General features: G+C 49.8%; 19 protein-coding genes. 6 read left to right on the top strand and 13 right to left on the bottom strand.

The features are described 5' to 3' along the window. Positions 1-35: 35 nt before the first annotated feature. The 10 genes from ACFSDB_RS02430 to ACFSDB_RS02385 all read right to left on the bottom strand — a co-directional run bounded on the left by ACFSDB_RS02430 (position 36) and on the right by ACFSDB_RS02385 (position 9,383). Positions 36-1,031 (bottom strand): ABC transporter ATP-binding protein, encoded by a 996-nt coding sequence (locus ACFSDB_RS02430; protein WP_204891196.1) that lies wholly within the window; start codon positions 1,029-1,031, stop codon positions 36-38. After that, positions 997-2,010, bottom strand: coding sequence for an ABC transporter ATP-binding protein (locus tag ACFSDB_RS02425; RefSeq protein ID WP_204891197.1), 1,014 nt, complete (start codon positions 2,008-2,010; stop codon positions 997-999). Before ACFSDB_RS02425 ends, ACFSDB_RS02430 begins: the two co-directional genes overlap by 35 nt. A gap of 8 nt (positions 2,011-2,018) precedes the next feature. Continuing rightward, complete coding sequence (locus ACFSDB_RS02420; RefSeq protein WP_204891198.1) at positions 2,019-3,581, bottom strand: ABC transporter substrate-binding protein; 1,563 nt, start codon at positions 3,579-3,581, stop codon at positions 2,019-2,021. Positions 3,582-3,607: 26 nt separating this feature from the next. Continuing rightward, on the bottom strand, positions 3,608-4,495 hold the full coding sequence (locus ACFSDB_RS02415) for an ABC transporter permease (protein WP_204891199.1): 888 nt from the start codon (positions 4,493-4,495) through the stop codon (positions 3,608-3,610). Positions 4,496-4,510: 15 nt separating this feature from the next. Next, positions 4,511-5,452 carry a nickel ABC transporter permease gene (gene nikB, locus ACFSDB_RS02410; RefSeq protein WP_204891200.1) on the bottom strand — a complete coding sequence of 314 codons (942 nt, stop codon included), beginning with the start codon at positions 5,450-5,452 and terminating at the stop codon, positions 4,511-4,513. A 515-nt stretch (positions 5,453-5,967) separates the two neighbouring features. After that, positions 5,968-6,417: an Lrp/AsnC family transcriptional regulator gene (locus ACFSDB_RS02405; RefSeq protein WP_204891201.1), complete on the bottom strand. Its 450-nt coding sequence runs from the start codon at positions 6,415-6,417 to the stop codon at positions 5,968-5,970. A 106-nt stretch (positions 6,418-6,523) separates the two neighbouring features. Next, complete coding sequence (locus ACFSDB_RS02400) at positions 6,524-6,970, bottom strand: GNAT family N-acetyltransferase (protein ID WP_204891202.1); 447 nt, start codon at positions 6,968-6,970, stop codon at positions 6,524-6,526. Between the two features lie 114 nt (positions 6,971-7,084). Next, positions 7,085-7,933 carry a patatin-like phospholipase family protein gene (locus ACFSDB_RS02395; RefSeq protein ID WP_204891203.1) on the bottom strand — a complete coding sequence of 283 codons (849 nt, stop codon included), beginning with the start codon at positions 7,931-7,933 and terminating at the stop codon, positions 7,085-7,087. Between the two features lie 15 nt (positions 7,934-7,948). Further along, positions 7,949-8,626, bottom strand: a complete 678-nt coding sequence (locus tag ACFSDB_RS02390) for an SOS response-associated peptidase (RefSeq protein WP_204891204.1) — start codon at positions 8,624-8,626, stop codon at positions 7,949-7,951. Positions 8,627-8,690: 64 nt separating this feature from the next. Next, the gene (locus ACFSDB_RS02385) at positions 8,691-9,383 is read right to left on the bottom strand and encodes an aspartate/glutamate racemase family protein (protein ID WP_204891205.1); all 693 of its coding nucleotides are present in this window, start codon (positions 9,381-9,383) and stop codon (positions 8,691-8,693) included. 130 nt (positions 9,384-9,513) lie between these two features. Between ACFSDB_RS02385 and ACFSDB_RS02380 the strand changes: the two genes are divergently transcribed. Next, positions 9,514-9,945, top strand: coding sequence for a hypothetical protein (locus ACFSDB_RS02380; protein ID WP_204891206.1), 432 nt, complete (start codon positions 9,514-9,516; stop codon positions 9,943-9,945). Between the two features lie 126 nt (positions 9,946-10,071). Next, complete coding sequence (locus tag ACFSDB_RS02375; RefSeq protein ID WP_204891207.1) at positions 10,072-11,271, top strand: MFS transporter; 1,200 nt, start codon at positions 10,072-10,074, stop codon at positions 11,269-11,271. 575 nt (positions 11,272-11,846) lie between these two features. Here ACFSDB_RS02375 and ACFSDB_RS02370 read toward each other — a convergent pair. Both ACFSDB_RS02370 and ACFSDB_RS02365 read right to left on the bottom strand, forming a co-directional pair. Further along, a complete protein-coding gene (locus ACFSDB_RS02370; RefSeq protein ID WP_204891208.1) occupies positions 11,847-12,035 on the bottom strand; it encodes a hypothetical protein in 189 nt (62 codons plus the stop codon). Between the two features lie 74 nt (positions 12,036-12,109). Next, entirely contained in the window at positions 12,110-12,589 is a 480-nt protein-coding gene (locus ACFSDB_RS02365; RefSeq protein WP_204891209.1) for a metal-dependent hydrolase, read from the bottom strand. A 95-nt stretch (positions 12,590-12,684) separates the two neighbouring features. On the opposite strand from ACFSDB_RS02365, the gene ACFSDB_RS02360 reads away from it, so the two are divergent. From ACFSDB_RS02360 to ACFSDB_RS02345, 4 genes are all read left to right on the top strand, one after another. Next, the gene (locus tag ACFSDB_RS02360) at positions 12,685-13,311 is read left to right on the top strand and encodes a YfbR-like 5'-deoxynucleotidase (RefSeq protein ID WP_204891210.1); all 627 of its coding nucleotides are present in this window, start codon (positions 12,685-12,687) and stop codon (positions 13,309-13,311) included. A gap of 112 nt (positions 13,312-13,423) precedes the next feature. Then, the gene (locus tag ACFSDB_RS02355) at positions 13,424-14,707 is read left to right on the top strand and encodes a hemolysin family protein (protein ID WP_204891211.1); all 1,284 of its coding nucleotides are present in this window, start codon (positions 13,424-13,426) and stop codon (positions 14,705-14,707) included. 149 nt (positions 14,708-14,856) lie between these two features. Beyond that, positions 14,857-15,216 (top strand): YolD-like family protein, encoded by a 360-nt coding sequence (locus tag ACFSDB_RS02350; protein ID WP_204891212.1) that lies wholly within the window; start codon positions 14,857-14,859, stop codon positions 15,214-15,216. A gap of 118 nt (positions 15,217-15,334) precedes the next feature. After that, positions 15,335-16,183 (top strand): YihY/virulence factor BrkB family protein, encoded by an 849-nt coding sequence (locus ACFSDB_RS02345; RefSeq protein ID WP_204891213.1) that lies wholly within the window; start codon positions 15,335-15,337, stop codon positions 16,181-16,183. Positions 16,184-16,231: 48 nt separating this feature from the next. On the opposite strand, the gene ACFSDB_RS02340 is transcribed toward ACFSDB_RS02345, so the two are convergent. Beyond that, positions 16,232-17,002 carry a class I SAM-dependent methyltransferase gene (locus tag ACFSDB_RS02340; protein ID WP_204891214.1) on the bottom strand — a complete coding sequence of 257 codons (771 nt, stop codon included), beginning with the start codon at positions 17,000-17,002 and terminating at the stop codon, positions 16,232-16,234. Between the last annotated feature and the right edge of the window lie 8 nt (positions 17,003-17,010).

The raw sequence follows: 17,010 nt of genomic DNA, 5'->3' as shown, positions 1-17,010 counted from the left end.
TGCCAGGGGTTTACCCCAGCACCCGGCTCATTGTTTCAGCCTGCGAAATGGCATGCTGCAAAATGATCTTTTTCATGTTCTACAAAGGCCGGCTTGTCCACACGGCAAATTTCTTGTGCGATCGGGCAACGCGTATGGAATGGGCAGCCCGAAGGCGGATTCGCCGGATTCGGCATATCCCCCACCAGGCGGATGCGTTCCCGCTTCGCGTTGACGGTCGGCCTTGGAATCGCGGAAAGCAATGCCTTTGTATAGGGGTGGAGCGGGTTGTTGAAGATTTTCGATACATCGCTCATTTCCACTGTATTTCCCAGGTACATGACCAGCACCCGGTCGCAGAAATAGCGGACGACGCCCAAATCATGGGAAATGAACATATACGATAGATTATACTTTTCCTGTATCGTTTTCAGCAACTTCAAGACTTGCGCCTGCACAGAAACATCCAGTGCCGACACCGCTTCATCACAAATGATGAACGACGGATTCAAGGCAATCGCCCTTGCAATCCCGATGCGCTGGCGCTGCCCGCCGCTGAATTCATGCGGGTAGCGGTCGTAATGCTCCGGCTTCAATCCCACTTCCCTTAACAGGCTCAGGACGGCATCTTTGCGCTCTCCCGCTGACATATCCGTATGCATCTTGAACACTTCATCAAGCGCATGGCCGATCCGTTGGCGCGGATTGAGTGAGGCGTACGGATCCTGGAAAATCATCTGCATCTCTTTGACAAACTTCTTCTTTTCTTTCCGGCTCAGATCCTGGATTTCCTGATGATCGAAACTGATCTTACCGTCCGTCAGCTCTTCAAGCCCCAGGATTGTGCGGCCAAGCGTCGATTTACCGCAGCCGGATTCACCGACGACGCCCAGGCTTTCGCCTTTGTATAACTGGAGGGAAACAGACTCAACAGCTTTGACGTTTCCTACCACGCGTTTCAGCACGCCGCCTTTGATTGGAAAATACTTTTTGACGTTTTCCAATTCCAGCAGGACTTCAGGCTTCGACGGCAACTCTTCCACTGTTTTCATCTTTTTCACCCTCCTTTTCGTTCAGCCAGCATTTTGCGGAATGGCCTTTGGATATTTCGAAATCAGGCGGCGATACCACCTTGCATTTGTCCATTGCAAATTTGCAGCGCGGATGGAACCGGCATCCTGAAATCTGTTCATTCAAACCGGGCATATTGCCTGGAATCGGTTCGAGCTCGAATTCCGGATCATCAACATTTGGGACGGAATTCAGCAAGCCGATGGTATACGGATGGCTCGGATTGTTGAAAATCTCTTCTACCGGCCCTTCTTCAATCTTTTTGCCGGCATACATGACCATTACACGGTCCGCGACTTCCGCCACGACGCCCATGTCATGCGTGATCATCAGGACGCCCATGTCCAATTTCTCTTTCAAATCGTTGATCAAATCAAGAATCTGCGCCTGGATCGTTACGTCAAGAGCCGTTGTCGGTTCATCAGCAATCAGCAGGGTCGGATGGCAAGCGAGGGCCATAGCAATCATGACCCGCTGGCGCATGCCTCCGCTCAACTCATGCGGGTATTGGTTCAAGCGTTTTTCCGCATTCGGAATGCCGACTTGCTTCAGCAATTCGATGCTTTGTTTCGACGCCTGGGATTTTGAAACTTTATGGTGCAGCATTAGCGGCTCCCGCAATTGGTAGCCGATTGTCAGCACCGGATTCAGGGCCGTCATCGGCTCCTGAAAAATCATGGACATTTTATTTCCGCGGATTTTCCGCATTTGTTCATTAGATAGATTCTGGAGAGGTTCGTTGTTCAACAGAATCTCTCCGCTTTCAATTGAACCGTTCGAAGGCAACAAGCGCATCACAGATAACGAAGTAATACTTTTTCCGCATCCGGACTCTCCGACGATGCAAAGCGTTTCCCCTTTATCCACATGGAAAGAAACATCTCTGACCGCTTGCAATGTGCCTTCGGAAGTGCGGAACGACGTCACCAGATTATTTACTTCAAGCAGTCTCTGTGCCATATTCTTCCCTACTCTCTTGTTACGTCTTTCAAGCTCCATTGGCCGTTCGGATCGATTTTCAAGCCTTTGATCGAGTTGTCTGTTGCAGATGTCACCAATCCGTGGTACATCACTACCGCTACGTCATTGTTCAGCATGTACATGTTTGCATCGTGCAAATGCTTCTCGCGTTCTGCCTGATCAACTGTTGTACGGGATGCTTCCACCAATTTGTCGAATTCAGCATCGCTGTATTGCGCGCGGTTCGAGTTGCCGACGTTGTCGGAATGGAAGTTCGGGTACAGCATTTCAGAACCATCGCTTGTTACGTTCGACCAGCTCAGGAACGTCAGGTCGTATTGGCCGCTGCGGGCTGTATCAAGGAATGTCGCCCATTCCATCATTTCGATTTCAACGTTGAAGCCAGCTTCTGTTAATTGCGACTGGACAATCTCAGCCATCAGGACAAAGTTGTCGCGGTTTGCAGCAAGCAATTTGATCGGCTCATCGCCGAATCCATTTTCTTCAACCAGTTGCTTCGCCAATTCCGGATCGTACGGCGTACCCGCTTTGTCTGCCTCTTCGTTATAGCCGAATACTTTCGGTCCAAGGACGCTGTCGCTTCTCACGCCCAAGCCGTTCAATTTCTCTACGAATGCATCACGGTCGATTGCACTCGCAACCGCTTTGCGGAAATCAGGGTTTTGGTTGCGCTCTTGTGAATGGTTGAACGTCAAGTAGTAAACTGGCGTTCCTTCCTGCTTTGTCACTTCTACATTTTCAAGTCCTTCGATGCGTGAAATCTGCTCTGGCGGCAATGCATCAAGGAAAGATACTTCACCTGTCTGAAGCATGGAAATCGCTGTTGAAATTTCAGGGACGATTTTGAATGTCACTTTGTCCAAGCCGACTTCGCCATCCCAGTAATCTGCATTCTTTTCAAGCACGATCTGGTTTCCTTGTTCCCAGCTTACAAATTTGAATGGTCCTGTGCCTACCGGGTTCTGCATCAAATCCTGCTTTTCGTCAGCTGTCGGACTGATGATTGCTGCGTTTGAGTGGGAAAGAGCTGCAAGCAATGGTCCGTACGGGTATTTTGTTTTAATTTCCACTGTTGTTTCATCAACTGCCGTAACTGTATCGACCGGCTCTAAAAGAGAAGCACGCGGTGCGCCGGTTGCCGGGTCGCGCAATTTGTCGAATGAGTATTTTACCGCTTCAGCATTGAAAGGGGTGCCATCCTGGAATTTGATGCCTTCTTTCAATTTGATGACCCATGTCAGTTCATCCGTGTTTTCATAGGATTCAGCGAGTTTAGGCTCCAATTCCATAGTTTCGGGATTGCGCTCAAACAAGTTTTCGTAAATCTGTGTCATAACGTTTGAAGAAACGGAGTCATTCGTCATCGTCGGAGATAATCCGACTGCATCCGATGTGGAGGCATAAATGATTTCATTTTCTCCGCTGCTTGCAGAAGGTTCAGCATTTGAATCCGAGCCTTGCTCGCCTTCCGGAATCGTGCTTCCGCCGGAACATGCGCTTAAAATCAGTACGCCGATCAGTGTCAATAAAAGCAGCCAGTGTTTTTTCATTTAAATTCCTCCAATAGGTTATTAGTTTATTGTTGTAAATCCATGTTCGGGTCAAGCGCGTCGCGCAAGCCATCACCCAGGACGTTGAATGCAAAAACCGTCAGCATGATGGCTATACCAGGGACGATCGTCAAATGCGGAGACGACCACATGAAATCTTGCCCCTGGGAAATCATTGCTCCCCACTCCGGCGTCGGCGGCTGTGCGCCAAGCCCAAGATAGCTGAGTGAAGCTGTCGAAAGAATGGCCGTCGCCATCCGCATTGTCGCAAAAACAATGATGGGTGCAGTGGCATTCGGCAGAATATGGCGTGCCATGATCCGCAGGTCGGATGCCCCCATCGAGCGCATCGCCATGATGTACTCTTTTTCCTTGATCGAGAGGACCGAGCCCCTGACAATGCGGGCACAGGTCGGAATCGACCAGATGCTGATGGCGATTGCCACGTTCACCAAGCTCGTTCCAAGGATTGCGATGATCAGCATCGCAAGCAGAATGCCTGGGAACGAGAACAGCAAATCAACGATGCGCATGATGACGGCATCCAGTTTCGGATAGAACCCTGCAAGCATTCCGAGGACCACTCCGCCTATCAAGCCCAGCGAAACTGCTACAATCCCAACGACCAAGGAAATCCTTGCGCCGTATACGATGCGGCTCCAAACGTCCCGCCCGTAATTGTCAGTTCCGAGCCAATGCCCTTCGCTGAAGACCGGCAGCTCGCTGCTGGCCAAGTTCTGCTTGATCGGATCGTGTATCGTGATCATCGGCGCGAATATCGCCATCAGTATTTGCAGGATGACGATGATCAGCCCGGCTACTGCCAGCTTGTTTTTGAACAAGCGCCGAATCGTCGTGACGTAATATTTTTCGCGCTTTTTTTCTTTTACTGTAACTGTTTCAGCGGTTGCCATTAGGTTCCCCCCTTTTTAATCGTATTTGATCCGCGGATCAATATAGGTGTAGATGATGTCGACCAGCAAGTTGACGACGACGAACAAAGTCGCGACGAGCAGGACCGACCCTTGAACCATCGGAAAATCGCGTGCTGCAATCGCATCGATCATCAAACGGCCGACGCCGTTGATCGCAAACACTTTTTCCGTGATGATCGTGCCGCCGAGAAGAAAGCCGAAGTTCAAACCGATTACAGTGATGATTGGGATCATCGCATTTTTCAATGTATGGATCCAGATTACATCTCTTTCTTTGACGCCTTTGGCGCGTGCGGTCCGTACATAATCGGCGCGGATGACTTCAAGCATCGAGGAGCGGGTCATTCGGGCAATCATGGCAGCAGAACCGGTCCCGAGTGTGATTGCCGGCAGGATCAATTGCTTGATTCCTTCAATTGTATAGAAGGGACTCGACAGGCCGCCGACCGGCAGCCATTGAAGATTGACCGCGAAAATCAGGATCAGCAATGCGCCTAGCCAGAAGTTCGGGATGGAAATGCCGGCTAAGGCGAATGTCGTAGCCGAAGCATCCAGCCAGGAATTCTGCCGCAGTGCGGATATCAGCCCGGTAATGATTCCGATGATGACGGCGACCACCATGCTTGCAATGGCCAGCTTCAATGTATTTGGAAACCGCACTGCGATGGCTTCAGCTACCGGCTGGGATGTCTGGTACGAATAGCCGAAATCTCCCTGTACGGCATTGGAGACATAACGGACATACTGTGTAAGAAACGGATCGTCCAAACCCAGATTCGCTTCGATTGCTGCGATGTCGGATGCAGTTGCCGTGGGCCCTCCGATTATAGCTGCCGGATTTCCGGGCGCTATATACATCGAAGAGAAAACCAGAAACGATATTCCGAATAGCAGAAAAGCCAATTGGAAGATCCGGCGGATAATTAAAGCAACCATTTTTCCTCCCCCTTTATCATTTGTTAAGAGAAAACTTTAAATAGATTAACAAATGAAAACTTTTTAATAAATCTGATTATAGAACATCCAATTCCAAAAAGCTACATGAATTTTCAAAAAAGTACTATTCTCTTACTTTAGCGATACAAAAAACTAGAAAAAAGGGACTTCCTCTTTCTTTTTGTCTATTTTTAAATGTATAAGCGTTCTTTTCGAAACCCCTGGTTCTTCCAATTACCAATATTTCGGAAGACAAAAAGAAAAAGCCTACAGCGTCATGCTGCAAGCTTTAAATTATTGGAAAGATATAAAACACTTGTTTCTTAAACGATATTCTCCAAAACAGCTGCGAAGCTATTGGCCAAAGGTAGTTCGGCCGATAGCTTTGCGACGAAGCAATCGTCTTTTTCTGCCCAAAGCGCCGAAGTAAAATAAGAAGTTTATTTTGTTTATTAACTTATCTTTAGACATTTTCTCAACAACCTGAAAAGCCTGCAGCGTCATGCTGCAGGCTTTCAAAGCTTCAGTCCCGCACGGCTCTTGAAGCGCCGCAATAGGATGTGGCTCTCTACCCGGGTGATCCCTTCTAGGGCATATAATTCTTCATTGATGAACTTTTCCAAATCGGTGAAGTCATCCACCAAAACATGCATATGGAGCGTCGATGGCCCTGTCATCTGATAGCAGCTCGCCACACTTGGGTTGTCCGCTAATGCTTCCGCCACTTCTACCAGGGAAGACGGTTCGCAATCCACTTCAAAAAATCCGGATACTTTCTTCCCTACTTTTTCGCTGTTGATCACCACAGTGAACTTTTCGATCACGCCGGCTTCTGTCAGCTGATGGACCCGTTCCCGGACAGCCACACGCGAAAGATTCAACTCTTTGCCGATGTCGACATAGGACAGCCGCCCGTTGACCGTCAGCAACTCCAATATCCTTTTATCTGTTTCATCCATTTTCATCCCAACACCTCGAAACTATATTTATGATTATGATTATATGACTTTTGATTACGTTTTGAAAGTAAAAATTTATAAAATACGCCATATCGGAATCAAATGATTCTTATTATCTACTTTTCATAAACTCTGCACACCATATCCCCGGTTCCGGTTCGAATACCCGCAGCTCTTCAAATCCATATTTCCGGTACAGTTTTTTCGCAGGTTCATTTGCCGCTCCGGTACTCACTAAAAAATCCCGCCCCTCAAATTGCCGGAAAAGGCCTTCCAATAAATCTGAAGCGATGCCTTGCCGGAAGTACTCCGGTGCGACAGCCAGCCGGTGGATGTCAATCAAGTGGCCTATTTCTTTATAGGAAAGGAATCCTTTTAGCGGATTTCCGGTGTGGCCAAGGAAGATTTCGTCCGCGTTCTGAATTTCCAGCACCGACTCGTTCAATTGCGGTATTCCGTCAAATCCCATCAGTTCAGCTTCGATCCGATAAGCGGATTGCTGGATTTTCCGGATTTCTTTCGCTGTTTTTTCCAGGCGGTGGTTCAAAGCAATAATCATGTGCATGCACCTCAATCAAATAGTAGCATAATTCCATCTATTGCAGGCGCCAAGCTTTGTCCAAAATAAAAAGAAACTGCCGGCATTCGGCAGCTTCTTCTGGATGTTCGGCCATCACTTTTCGATAAATCGGCGAATATCTTCCATCTTGAACCCTACGTCCTGATAACCCTGGTTATAGAGTTGCGTAAGTTTTTTCGGGTCCCGCTCCATACCGTTCACCTTGAAATGTGCAGAAGGCTGGATCACCAGCACTTTCCCTTCCTCTTCCAGCCCTTCAATCATTTCCATCGTCTCGTTATAACGGTCCGCCCAATTTTCCAGGCTCGCGATAATTCCGGGAAATTGCCGGTAAAAGGCTGGCACGATTCGGGCGAAGGAATTCCTTTTTTTGCGGTACCCTTTTTCCTTCGTCAAGATGATGATCGGTTTGGTCACCCCGTCCGAGAGCGCTTTACGGATCGGCAAGGGATCCGCCAGCCCCCCATCCATCAGCAGACGCCCATGATATTCGACCGGCTGCGCCATCAGCGGAATGGAACTGGATGCACGGACGATGGTCAAAAAGTTTTCTGTATGGCCATGTTTTTCAAAATACACGGCTTCCCCGGTCATGCAATCTGTCGTGCCGACGAAAAATTCTTCAGTGGCGTCATGAAAATTCGAATAATCGAACGGCTCCAGCAAGTTCGGTATCTCATCAAAAATCAAGTTCATGCCGAAGAGCTCGCGCTTCAGCAAAAGGTTCTTTACCGAAATATAATCTGGATGATGGACATAGCCGATGGTCACTTTGTGGTTTCGCCCGTTCTGCCGCGATACGTATGAAGAAGCATTGCACGCCCCTGCAGACACCCCGACGATATAATCAACAAACAGTTTTTCTTCGAGCAGCTTTTCAAGTACGCCGCCGGTGTAGACGCCGCGCATGCCTCCCCCTTCCAAGACCAAGCCGCTTTTCATCTGGAATCCCCCCTGTCATCCCACTTTCTTGATCAGTTCCGGTCCATTATGCTTTGGCGAATTGACAGCATCCGATACTTCATAAGCTTCCATTTCATTGGAATCAAACGGCTTCAGCAACTTCCCAAGAACTTCCGGGTCTTCAATGCGAGGGTCAAGCCAAATTTTCTCTCCTTCTTTTGATAAGACGACGGGCATCCGGTCGTGGATCGTCCCCATCAATTCGTTTGCTCCGGTCGTCAAAATTGTGCAAGTGTTGACCGTTTTTCCATCCGGCGACTTCCAGGATTCCCACAGCCCCGCAAAAGCGAACGGTTCCCCCGATTTCAGTTTAACGAGCATGGGGATTTTCCCTTCATCTGTCCTCTGCCATTCATAAAAGGAATCCGCCAGAATAATGCAGCGTTTTTTCTTGAAGGCGTGGCGAAAGCTCGGTTTTTCCGCTGCGGTCTCCGCCCTTGCATTGATCATCTTATAGCCGATTTTCGCATCTTTCGCCCATGGCGGAATCAGCCCCCATTTCAGAAAGCCAAGCCTGTTTTTTGTTCCATCGTTCACGACTGCCAGCACTTCCTGGGAAGGCGCTATATTATAGCTGGCTGTGTAATCCGTTTCTTCGATTGAACTTTCCTCGATGCCGAAGCGGTCGAGTAGCGTCCGGTAATCCGCATATAACGAGTACCTGCCGCACATATCGGTCACCTCCTCTTTAAAGTTCCTTAGATATAATATAACAGAATTTTCGAACTATAGTCCGTTATTTGCCCAGCGCTTTTTCCATGGCAGCCAAGGCGTGGATAGCTGTCGTATCAAAGAGCAGGGCGTCCGTATCTTCCGATTTGACCAGCAAGCCGATTTCCGTACAGCCAAGGATTACGCCTTCTGCCCCGCTCTTTTCCAACTTGCTGATAGCTTTTAAGCAGAACGCTTTCGATGTCTCCCTGATTTCGCCCAGGCATAATTCTTCAAAGATGATCCGGTTGATTTCCTGCCTTTCGCTTTCTTCCGGGATTACGACTTCCAGCCCGTGTGCCTTGAGCCGCGACTTGTAGAAATCCATCTCCATAGTATAGCGGGTTCCCAAAAGCCCTATTTTTCGGATGCCAGCGCTTTTCACTTTCACTGCGGTGGCATCTCCAATGTGCAAAAGGGGAATCCCGATATTTTGTTCAACGGCTCCCGCTGCTTTGTGCATCGTATTCGTGCAGATGACAATGAAATCAGCCCCTGCCCGTTCGAGCGACGCGGCAGCTGCCCCAAGCACCTCTCCGGCTTCCTGCCATTTCCCCTGGGCCTGCAAGGCTTCAATCTCTTCAAAATCCAGGCTGTACAAGATGCATTTTGCCGAATGCAAGCCGCCAAGCTGCCGCTTGGCTTCCTCATTCAAAATGCGGTAATACTCGGCGGACGATTCCCAGCTCATGCCGCCGATCAAGCCGATTGTTTCCATAAATGGCCCTCCTTTCACTTTATCTTCTCTTCAGCCTTATAGCCCTTTAGCCCTCTGGTCCGCCATTCCCCCATTTTTGCGGAAAGAATGGTATACTTAAAGAACAAAGAGCTTTACAAGGAGGAATTACATGGCTACTGCACGAGAAATGAGTCTGGTTAACAAGGATTTCCTGGTAGATGAATTAGGGCTGAAACAGCAAGGCAACTCTTCGGTATTCACGAGTGAAGATTGTTTTGTCCTGTCTCCATCAGTCCAACGGTATGAAAAAGGTTTCGATATCAGTGAATTCAGTTTGGCGAAATTCGACCCGGAGCGTCAGCAAGGCTTTTTGATCGTACGGTATATGGATACCTTTTTGATGGCCAAACTCGAAAGTTTCAAAGAAAAAATGATGCCGCCTGAGCTTCAGATCAAAAAGAAAAACACCAAGCCGCATTGGAAGTTCACGGTTGCTGAAAACCCGGCGTACCATTTGGTGAATACGCAGAACAAAGAACTGCGTTACCGGCTTCAAGAACCATCAAAAAAACAGATCGTCTCTTTTTTCAATAAAATATAGAACCGGCCCGCAATGGATTGATTGCGGGTTTTTTCATGCTTTTTTCTTTTCCCATTCCAGCCCGGAGACGGTTTTTCCAGTTTAGTGGTAGACTATGGGTAATAAAACGAGAACGGAAGTGACCCCATGGAGCCGAGACCCTATACTTCCAAAGACCGTGCGTTTTGGAAGATCATCTTCAGTTTGCTGCTTGCTTCGCTTTTTATATTTTCTAATCTGTATGCCGTCCAGCCGCTGCTGCCCCTGTTCGTCTCTGAATTCGGAGTGTCCGTTTCGGCGTCGAGCCTGTCGCTGTCGCTGGCGATTATCGGACTGATCATCGGATTGGTCGTCCTCGGCTTTTTTTCCGACCGCAACGGCAGAAGATCCTACATCATCTATTCTCTGCTCGGCTCGGCACTTCCTTTTTTTCTGATTCCGCTTTTCGAATCGTTCACATGGCTGCTGGTGCTTCGTTTCATCCAAGGGTTTGCCCTTGCCGGTGTTCCGGCAGCTGCGCTCGCCTACATCAGCGAGGAGATCGACCGGAAGAATATCGGCTTTGCCACAGCTCTCTACATATCCAGCAATGCGCTCGGCGGAATGGCCGGCCGCGTGCTCTCCGGCTATTTGACGGACCATTTTTCCTGGCAGGTTACGTTCTTCGTATTCGGCGTTGCCGGGCTGCTGTTGTTCGGCGCCGTTTACATGCTGCTCCCGAAATCCCGCCGTTTCGAGCCGTCGAATGCCAGTTTCCAAAAGGACCTGACCGGCTTCTTTTACCACTTGAAAAACCCGGCATTGCTTGTAGTCTTCGGGCTCGGCGCCATTCTCCAGATTTCCTTCACAGGCGTCTGGACCTACTTGCCGTTCCACCTGGAGGCGCCGCCGTATTCGCTGCGCCTTCAGACGATTTCCTATTTCTTTTTCGCCTACGGCATCGGCATTATCGGCTCGCCGCTTGCCGGACGTGCAGCTGAAAGGTTCGGCCTGCGCCCGGTCCGGCGGGCAGGCGTGTTTATCCTATCGGCCGGCATCCTGCTGACGCTGAGTTCTTCTGTTTGGCTGATCGCCGCCGGGCTTTGCACAGCCTGCCTCGGATTTTTCATCGCCCACTCGCTGACTGCGGCTTCTGTCAGCCAGCAGGCAGAGCACCATAAAGGCAGCGCCTCCAGCCTGTATCTGGTTGCCTATTATATCGGTGTCGCTGCCGGCAGCTCGCTGCTCAGCCCGCTATGGGGCGCCGGCGGATGGACAGGGCTGGTGCTCACGACCGCTCTCCTCCCCGTCCTCTACTTGGCAGGATTGTCCATTTACCGGAAAAATGCCGCCTCGGCTTCTCGCTGAGGCGGCATTTTTTTGGCTGTCGAGAAACTTTCTAGAAAGTGAGTTCATAAAAGAAATGAACTGTTTACACCGCTTCGGTCGCTTGGAGCATGGCTTCCGCCATGAGCCGAGAAAGGCACTCGTCTCATAGCTTCGCCCAGCCCACGGACGCGCCGGCGCTGGATAAACTCTCTAGAAGAGAGAGGTACTTAATATTCTCTTGGTTCATTAGCTTCTCTTAGGTTTGGAGCAAAACAGCGGAGAAAACCGTACTGTTTCTGCATCGCTTCGCTAGCTTCGAAACATGAAAGGACGCTGCTCCTGTCCCTGCATCGCTGCGCTAGCTTCGGGACATGAAAAATCGTTGCAGCGCTACGCGCTTCGTCGCAAAGTACCGGCCAAATGCTGTTTGGCCGCTACTTGCCTGCGGGAGCAGCGTAGCGACGAAGCTAGCGAAGCGATGCAGGAGCACGGGTTTTGGTAAGCGTAGCTGTTTTGCGGAATATCGGCTTCTCATTTTAAAAGAAATAAAATTAATACTTTTCTCAACAAGTTGAAAAATGCCGCCTCGGCTTCTCGCTGAGGCGGCGTTTTTTTTATTCTTCTTCTTTTTCCCTGATTGTGTTCTGTTCATCGCCGATGCCCAAATTGCTGTGGGCGCTGTCATGTTCCATCTCGATCCCGTCTTCCTGCGACTCCTGCTGGATGCCTTCGAACTCTTCCCGCTCCCTGCGGTTTTGCTGTGGGGAAGAATTCCGGCGATTAGAAAAATCATCTTTTCCCATCGTTTTCGCCTCCTTAAAAGACTCTATAGTGGAAGCTATTCCCCACTCTGCAGAAACAAAACACGGGACTATTTTTAAAAATAGATGGAGAAGGCGCTGTAGCCATAATAGACCGCCAGCACAGAAAGCACGGCAAAGACAGCGTATTCTGATAAGCCGCCGGTTGTGGCAGTCACCGGAAAACGCACGGTCACCCGAAGCGGGAAGAACAATTTGATGCCGTTTTTGGTCGCCATGTCCAGGATCAAATGGCTTGCCATCCCGACCAGAAGGCCTGCAGACGCTGCTTCGTTTACCGAAAGGGCATTCAGCAGGACGCCGGCCAGCAGAAGGAACAGCAGGCTATGGGTGAACGTCCGGTGCCCGAACAGCGTATTGATGATTTTGGATAACACCGGAAACGATCTGCCCATCTTGCTTCCCCCATGGCAGATATCCGGCAACAATGCGCCGATGGTCCCTGCGCACAGCAAGATGACCGGGTCATAGTTGGTGATTTGGGCAAATGCAAGGCTTGCTGCAATGCCGCCAGTGATGTGAGTTTTTCCAGTCATGATGCACGTTCTCCTTTTTTCTTGGTCCGCCTTTAATTATACGCAAAAATGGGTATGATGAGGGTAGAGAAATATTAACAAAGGAGTCGAGGGATTTGGGAATTCATAAGTTTTTCACCTCATTGAATGATTTGGAGCGGATTATCCGCGCGCCGGGAAGATTTAAATTCGAAGAACACAATGTCGCTGCCCATTCATGGAAGGTCAGCCAATACGCCATGTTCTTCGCAACGATCGAAGAAAGGGCCGGCAAGAAAGTCGATTGGAAATCACTATATGAAAAAACCATTAACCATGACTTTGCGGAGGTTTTCATCGGCGACATCAAAACGCCGGTCAAGCATTCCTCCCCTGAATTGAAAGAGATGATCGCCCGCGTCGAAGAAGGAATGATGGAGAAGTTCATTTACCGGGAGATCCCCGAGGAATTCCATGACGTCTTTTTCGACCGGATGAAAGAAGGCAAAGATGCTACGACGGAAGGGCGGCTGCTTGAAATGGCCGATAAGCTCGACCAGTTCTATGAGTCCTTTGCCGAATTAAAGCGGGGCAATTCCGACAAGGAATTCGTCGCCATGTACCGCATCGCCCTGAAAAAGCTGCTCGCCATTCCACTCAAGGCAAGCGTCACCTATTTCCGCGATGAAATCCTCGAAGACGTCATGAACGAAGATTCGATCACCGATATCCGGGAAATCACCCGGCAAGTGCTCGCCGACTGACAAGAGCTTGTTATATGTTTTAGGCATAATTTATGGTAAATTTATAATAATACCAAAAAAACCCGGAGGTGAATCCCTTATTTAAGGGAATTTATTGGACCCCATACTCTTATTGAATTTAGCTTTACTCATCTTATTAATCGCGTTGACCGCTTTTTTCGTCGGCGCAGAATTCGCCGTTGTCAAAGTGCGCATGTCGCGCATCGACCAATTGATCGAAGAAGGCAATAAAAAAGCCGTCCTGGTCAAAAAAGTGGTCGGCGACCTGGATTACTACCTGTCCGCCTGCCAGCTCGGCATCACGGTCACGGCGCTCGGCCTCGGCTGGCTCGGCGAACCGACAGTCGAGCGGCTCCTGCATCCTTTGTTCGACATGCTGGGCGTACCGTCTTCCGCGTCGACGATCGTTTCGTTCGTCCTTGCCTTCTCGCTCGTGACATTCCTTCATGTGGTCGTGGGTGAAATGGCGCCGAAATCGCTGGCGCTCCAGTTTGCCGAACGCATGACACTCCTTTTGACGCCGCCGCTCTATTGGTTCGGCAAGATCATGGCACCGTTCATCTATATCCTGAACGGGTCCGCCCGCATCATCCTGCGCGCTTTCGGCGTGCAGCCGGCTTCAGAAGAGCAGGCCCATTCGGAGGATGAATTGAAGATCATCATGGCCCAAAGCTTCCAAAGCGGCGAAATCAATCAAACCGAATTGTCGTTCATGCAGAACATTTTTGCATTCGACGAACGGAGCGCCAAAGATGTCATGGTGCCGCGCACCCAGATCATCGCCTTCCCTCAGGACCTGAGCAGCGACGATTTGCTGGGAGAACTCCGCGAACACCGCTATACGCGCTATCCGATTGCCAACAACGGCGACAAGGACGATTTGATCGGCTTTATCAACGCCAAGGAAGTGCTGACCCATTACGCCATGGAGGGGTATGTGCAGATGCGCGACCTAATCCACGACTTGCCTTACTTCCATGAGACGACCCCGCTCCAGACGGCGCTCATGAAGATGCAGAAAGACCGCACCCACATCGCTTTGGTGATTGATGAATACGGAGGCACTTCCGGCATCATCACGATGGAGGATATCTTGGAGGAAATCGTCGGCGAAATCCGCGATGAATTTGATGATGAAGAAGAAGCTGAAATTATAAAAGAAAGCGATGACCACTATATCCTCAACGGCCGTGTGCTGCTGAAGGATCTGGAAGAACGCTTTAATTTGGAGTTCGAAGACAGCGACGACATCGATACGATTGCCGGCTGGGTCCAGCATCAGCTGATCGAAGCGGAAACGGGCGATATCGTCACAAAAGAAGGGCATCGCTGGACCATTCTTGAAATGGAAAATCACCATATCGTCAAAGTGGCACTGGAAATCATCCGCGAATAAGAGAAATAGGCCTATCCAATTAGATTTGGATAGGCCTATTCCTTTGTTTTTGCGCTCCATTTTTCCGATTCGATTTGACCAATCTTCTTCCCTTCTATAAAATGAGAACAAATGTTCCTATAAATAAATATGAAGGGGAGGGATTTGCAATGAAACTGAATAAACACATGAAAACAAAAGGGCAAATCAAGGATCGGGGGCGCATCAAATGGACAGCGATGATGCTGCCGGAGCATGTTCAGATGCTGCGGGAGTGGCAGCAGGAAGACCGCTATAACGTGAAGCCGGAGCTGAATGAATTCGACCTGGAGGCGGTGCATGAAGAAATCGGGCTGGCGTACAGGCGCCAATGCTCGGTGGAAGTCCGGATCTGGCAAGATGGAATCCGGAGCTTTTCAGGGATTGTAGCGGCCATCGACCTGCAGCATGGGCTGCTCCGCCTCGATACCGGCTCCGGCATTGAAACGCTCTTGTTCAAGGACATCGTAGGGGCAAAAACCTTGGAATAACGCACCGAAAAGAGAGGCCGCTCTATGAGTATGGCCGCTCTTTTCAATTTTTAAGGTTAAACACCCCCTATTTTGGGGATATAGAGAATAACCAAGTCTAACTATGGAGGTTGAGTATATGAGCAAAGCTGCATCATACGCCAAGGAAGTTGTTGGCGAAATCAAAAAAGACAGCGCAACGACACTTGCTGCTGCACAAGCTTATTATTATCTGCTGGCGATTGTTCCTTTACTGATTCTGTTATTATCAATCCTGCCTTATTTGCAGATCGACCCGCAGCGGGCTGTCGATTTTATCGGCACCATCCTTCCGGGAGAAGTTGCCAGCACATTTGAGGAAACGATTGTCAGCGTAGTTACGACGCCATCAGGCGGCCTATTGACATTCGGTATTCTCGGGACGCTTTGGTCCGCTTCAAATGCGATGAGCGCATTTATCGAAGCGACCAACCAGGCCTATGGTGTGGAAGAGACGCGCTCGTTCTTCGTCAAAAAAGGGATGGCGATCGTCCTGACGCTATTCATGCTAGTGGCGGTCATCGTGGCACTCGTACTTCCGATCTTCGGCGGTGCCATCATCGATACCATCAGTTCATTCCTGAACTTGCCTGAACAAACGGAAATCATCTTCCAGGTTCTGCGCTGGGTCATCTCGATTGTGGTCATGAGCATCGTGTTGGCGTGCTTGTACAAGTTTGCGCCAAACAAGAGTTTCCCGTTCAAAGAAGTCATTATCGGGGCATTGATCGCCACTATATTGTGGCAGCTCGTCTCCCTCGGCTTCTCGTTCTATGTGGCGAATTTCGGAAGTTATTCCGCTACATACGGCAGCCTTGGCGGACTGATTGTCCTGATGCTTTGGTTCTTCCTTACAGGTCTGATCCTTGTAATAGGCGCCGAAATCAATGCGGTGCTGCATAAGCGGAAACACACAAAAAATGCACCAGCCCAAGTCTACGAAGAATAAAACAGCACACGAAAGCACCGGGCCGATCCCAAGGATCAGCCCGGTGCTTTATTTTTCGTATAATGCCATCCATTCATCGATGACAAAGCTTTCGATATGCCCATCATGCGTTATCAATTGGAAATACGCCGCAGTGTTTTCGTCCGCGCTTAAAAGATGCTGCTTCACCCGTTCCTTCTGCGCTTCGCTTTCTGTGGTGCGTGCTGCCCAGGAAGGGAATTGGAACGTCTTTTTGCGGTCCAGTGCAGCCAGCTCTGAAAGGCCGTTCTCCTTGAACAGGGCTTGCCATTCGCTTTTCGGAAGGCAGCGCGCATGGCTTGTGTCCCGCAACTTTTCCGTCGTGTTCATGAACCGGCCAAGCTCCGGGTCTTCCGGCGCCACGTTGTCGATGAGCACGAATTTGCCGCCCGGCTTTAACACACGGGCCGCTTCTGCCACGAAAGCTTCCGGATGCGGGAAATGGTGAGGCGCAATCCGGCATACTGCTGCATCAAACGTGCCGGCTAAAAACGGCAGGTCTTCCGCATCCGCAATGACATAGAAAATATTGTTGTGCTCAGGCTTCAAGTGCCTTGCGGTATTCTCGAGCATTTCTTCGGTCAAATCGGTAGAAATGACGGTGCCGGCATGCGGCGCGAGCGCCTTTGACACATGCCCGCCGCCGGTCGCAATATCGAGCACCAGCCAGCCCTCTTCCGGCTTGAGCCAGTCGACCAGCAGCGGAAGGTCGTCGCCTTTTGCGTGAATCGGGCTGCTGACATACTCCTCCGCATTTTTCCCGAATACTTCTTTCACTTTCTCCTTCAGATTCTCTTCCATGGAATTCC

This window comes from Planococcus chinensis, from assembly GCF_042681545.1.
Taxonomy (GTDB): domain Bacteria; phylum Bacillota; class Bacilli; order Bacillales_A; family Planococcaceae; genus Planococcus; species Planococcus chinensis.
This window is presented reverse-complemented; position numbering and strand designations above follow the sequence as displayed.

Coding starts and splice junctions, on each gene's coding strand:
- ACFSDB_RS02430 (WP_204891196.1), bottom strand. CDS start 1,031: ATGAAAACAGTGGAAGAGTTGCCGTCGAAGCCTGAAGTCCTGCTGGAA.
- ACFSDB_RS02425 (WP_204891197.1), bottom strand. CDS start 2,010: ATGGCACAGAGACTGCTTGAAGTAAATAATCTGGTGACGTCGTTCCGC.
- ACFSDB_RS02420 (WP_204891198.1), bottom strand. CDS start 3,581: ATGAAAAAACACTGGCTGCTTTTATTGACACTGATCGGCGTACTGATT.
- ACFSDB_RS02415 (WP_204891199.1), bottom strand. CDS start 4,495: ATGGCAACCGCTGAAACAGTTACAGTAAAAGAAAAAAAGCGCGAAAAA.
- nikB (WP_204891200.1), bottom strand. CDS start 5,452: ATGGTTGCTTTAATTATCCGCCGGATCTTCCAATTGGCTTTTCTGCTA.
- ACFSDB_RS02405 (WP_204891201.1), bottom strand. CDS start 6,417: ATGAAAATGGATGAAACAGATAAAAGGATATTGGAGTTGCTGACGGTC.
- ACFSDB_RS02400 (WP_204891202.1), bottom strand. CDS start 6,970: ATGATTATTGCTTTGAACCACCGCCTGGAAAAAACAGCGAAAGAAATC.
- ACFSDB_RS02395 (WP_204891203.1), bottom strand. CDS start 7,933: ATGAAAAGCGGCTTGGTCTTGGAAGGGGGAGGCATGCGCGGCGTCTAC.
- ACFSDB_RS02390 (WP_204891204.1), bottom strand. CDS start 8,626: ATGTGCGGCAGGTACTCGTTATATGCGGATTACCGGACGCTACTCGAC.
- ACFSDB_RS02385 (WP_204891205.1), bottom strand. CDS start 9,383: ATGGAAACAATCGGCTTGATCGGCGGCATGAGCTGGGAATCGTCCGCC.
- ACFSDB_RS02380 (WP_204891206.1), top strand. CDS start 9,514: ATGGCTACTGCACGAGAAATGAGTCTGGTTAACAAGGATTTCCTGGTA.
- ACFSDB_RS02375 (WP_204891207.1), top strand. CDS start 10,072: ATGGAGCCGAGACCCTATACTTCCAAAGACCGTGCGTTTTGGAAGATC.
- ACFSDB_RS02370 (WP_204891208.1), bottom strand. CDS start 12,035: ATGGGAAAAGATGATTTTTCTAATCGCCGGAATTCTTCCCCACAGCAA.
- ACFSDB_RS02365 (WP_204891209.1), bottom strand. CDS start 12,589: ATGACTGGAAAAACTCACATCACTGGCGGCATTGCAGCAAGCCTTGCA.
- ACFSDB_RS02350 (WP_204891212.1), top strand. CDS start 14,857: ATGAAACTGAATAAACACATGAAAACAAAAGGGCAAATCAAGGATCGG.
- ACFSDB_RS02345 (WP_204891213.1), top strand. CDS start 15,335: ATGAGCAAAGCTGCATCATACGCCAAGGAAGTTGTTGGCGAAATCAAA.
- ACFSDB_RS02340 (WP_204891214.1), bottom strand. CDS start 17,002: ATGGAAGAGAATCTGAAGGAGAAAGTGAAAGAAGTATTCGGGAAAAAT.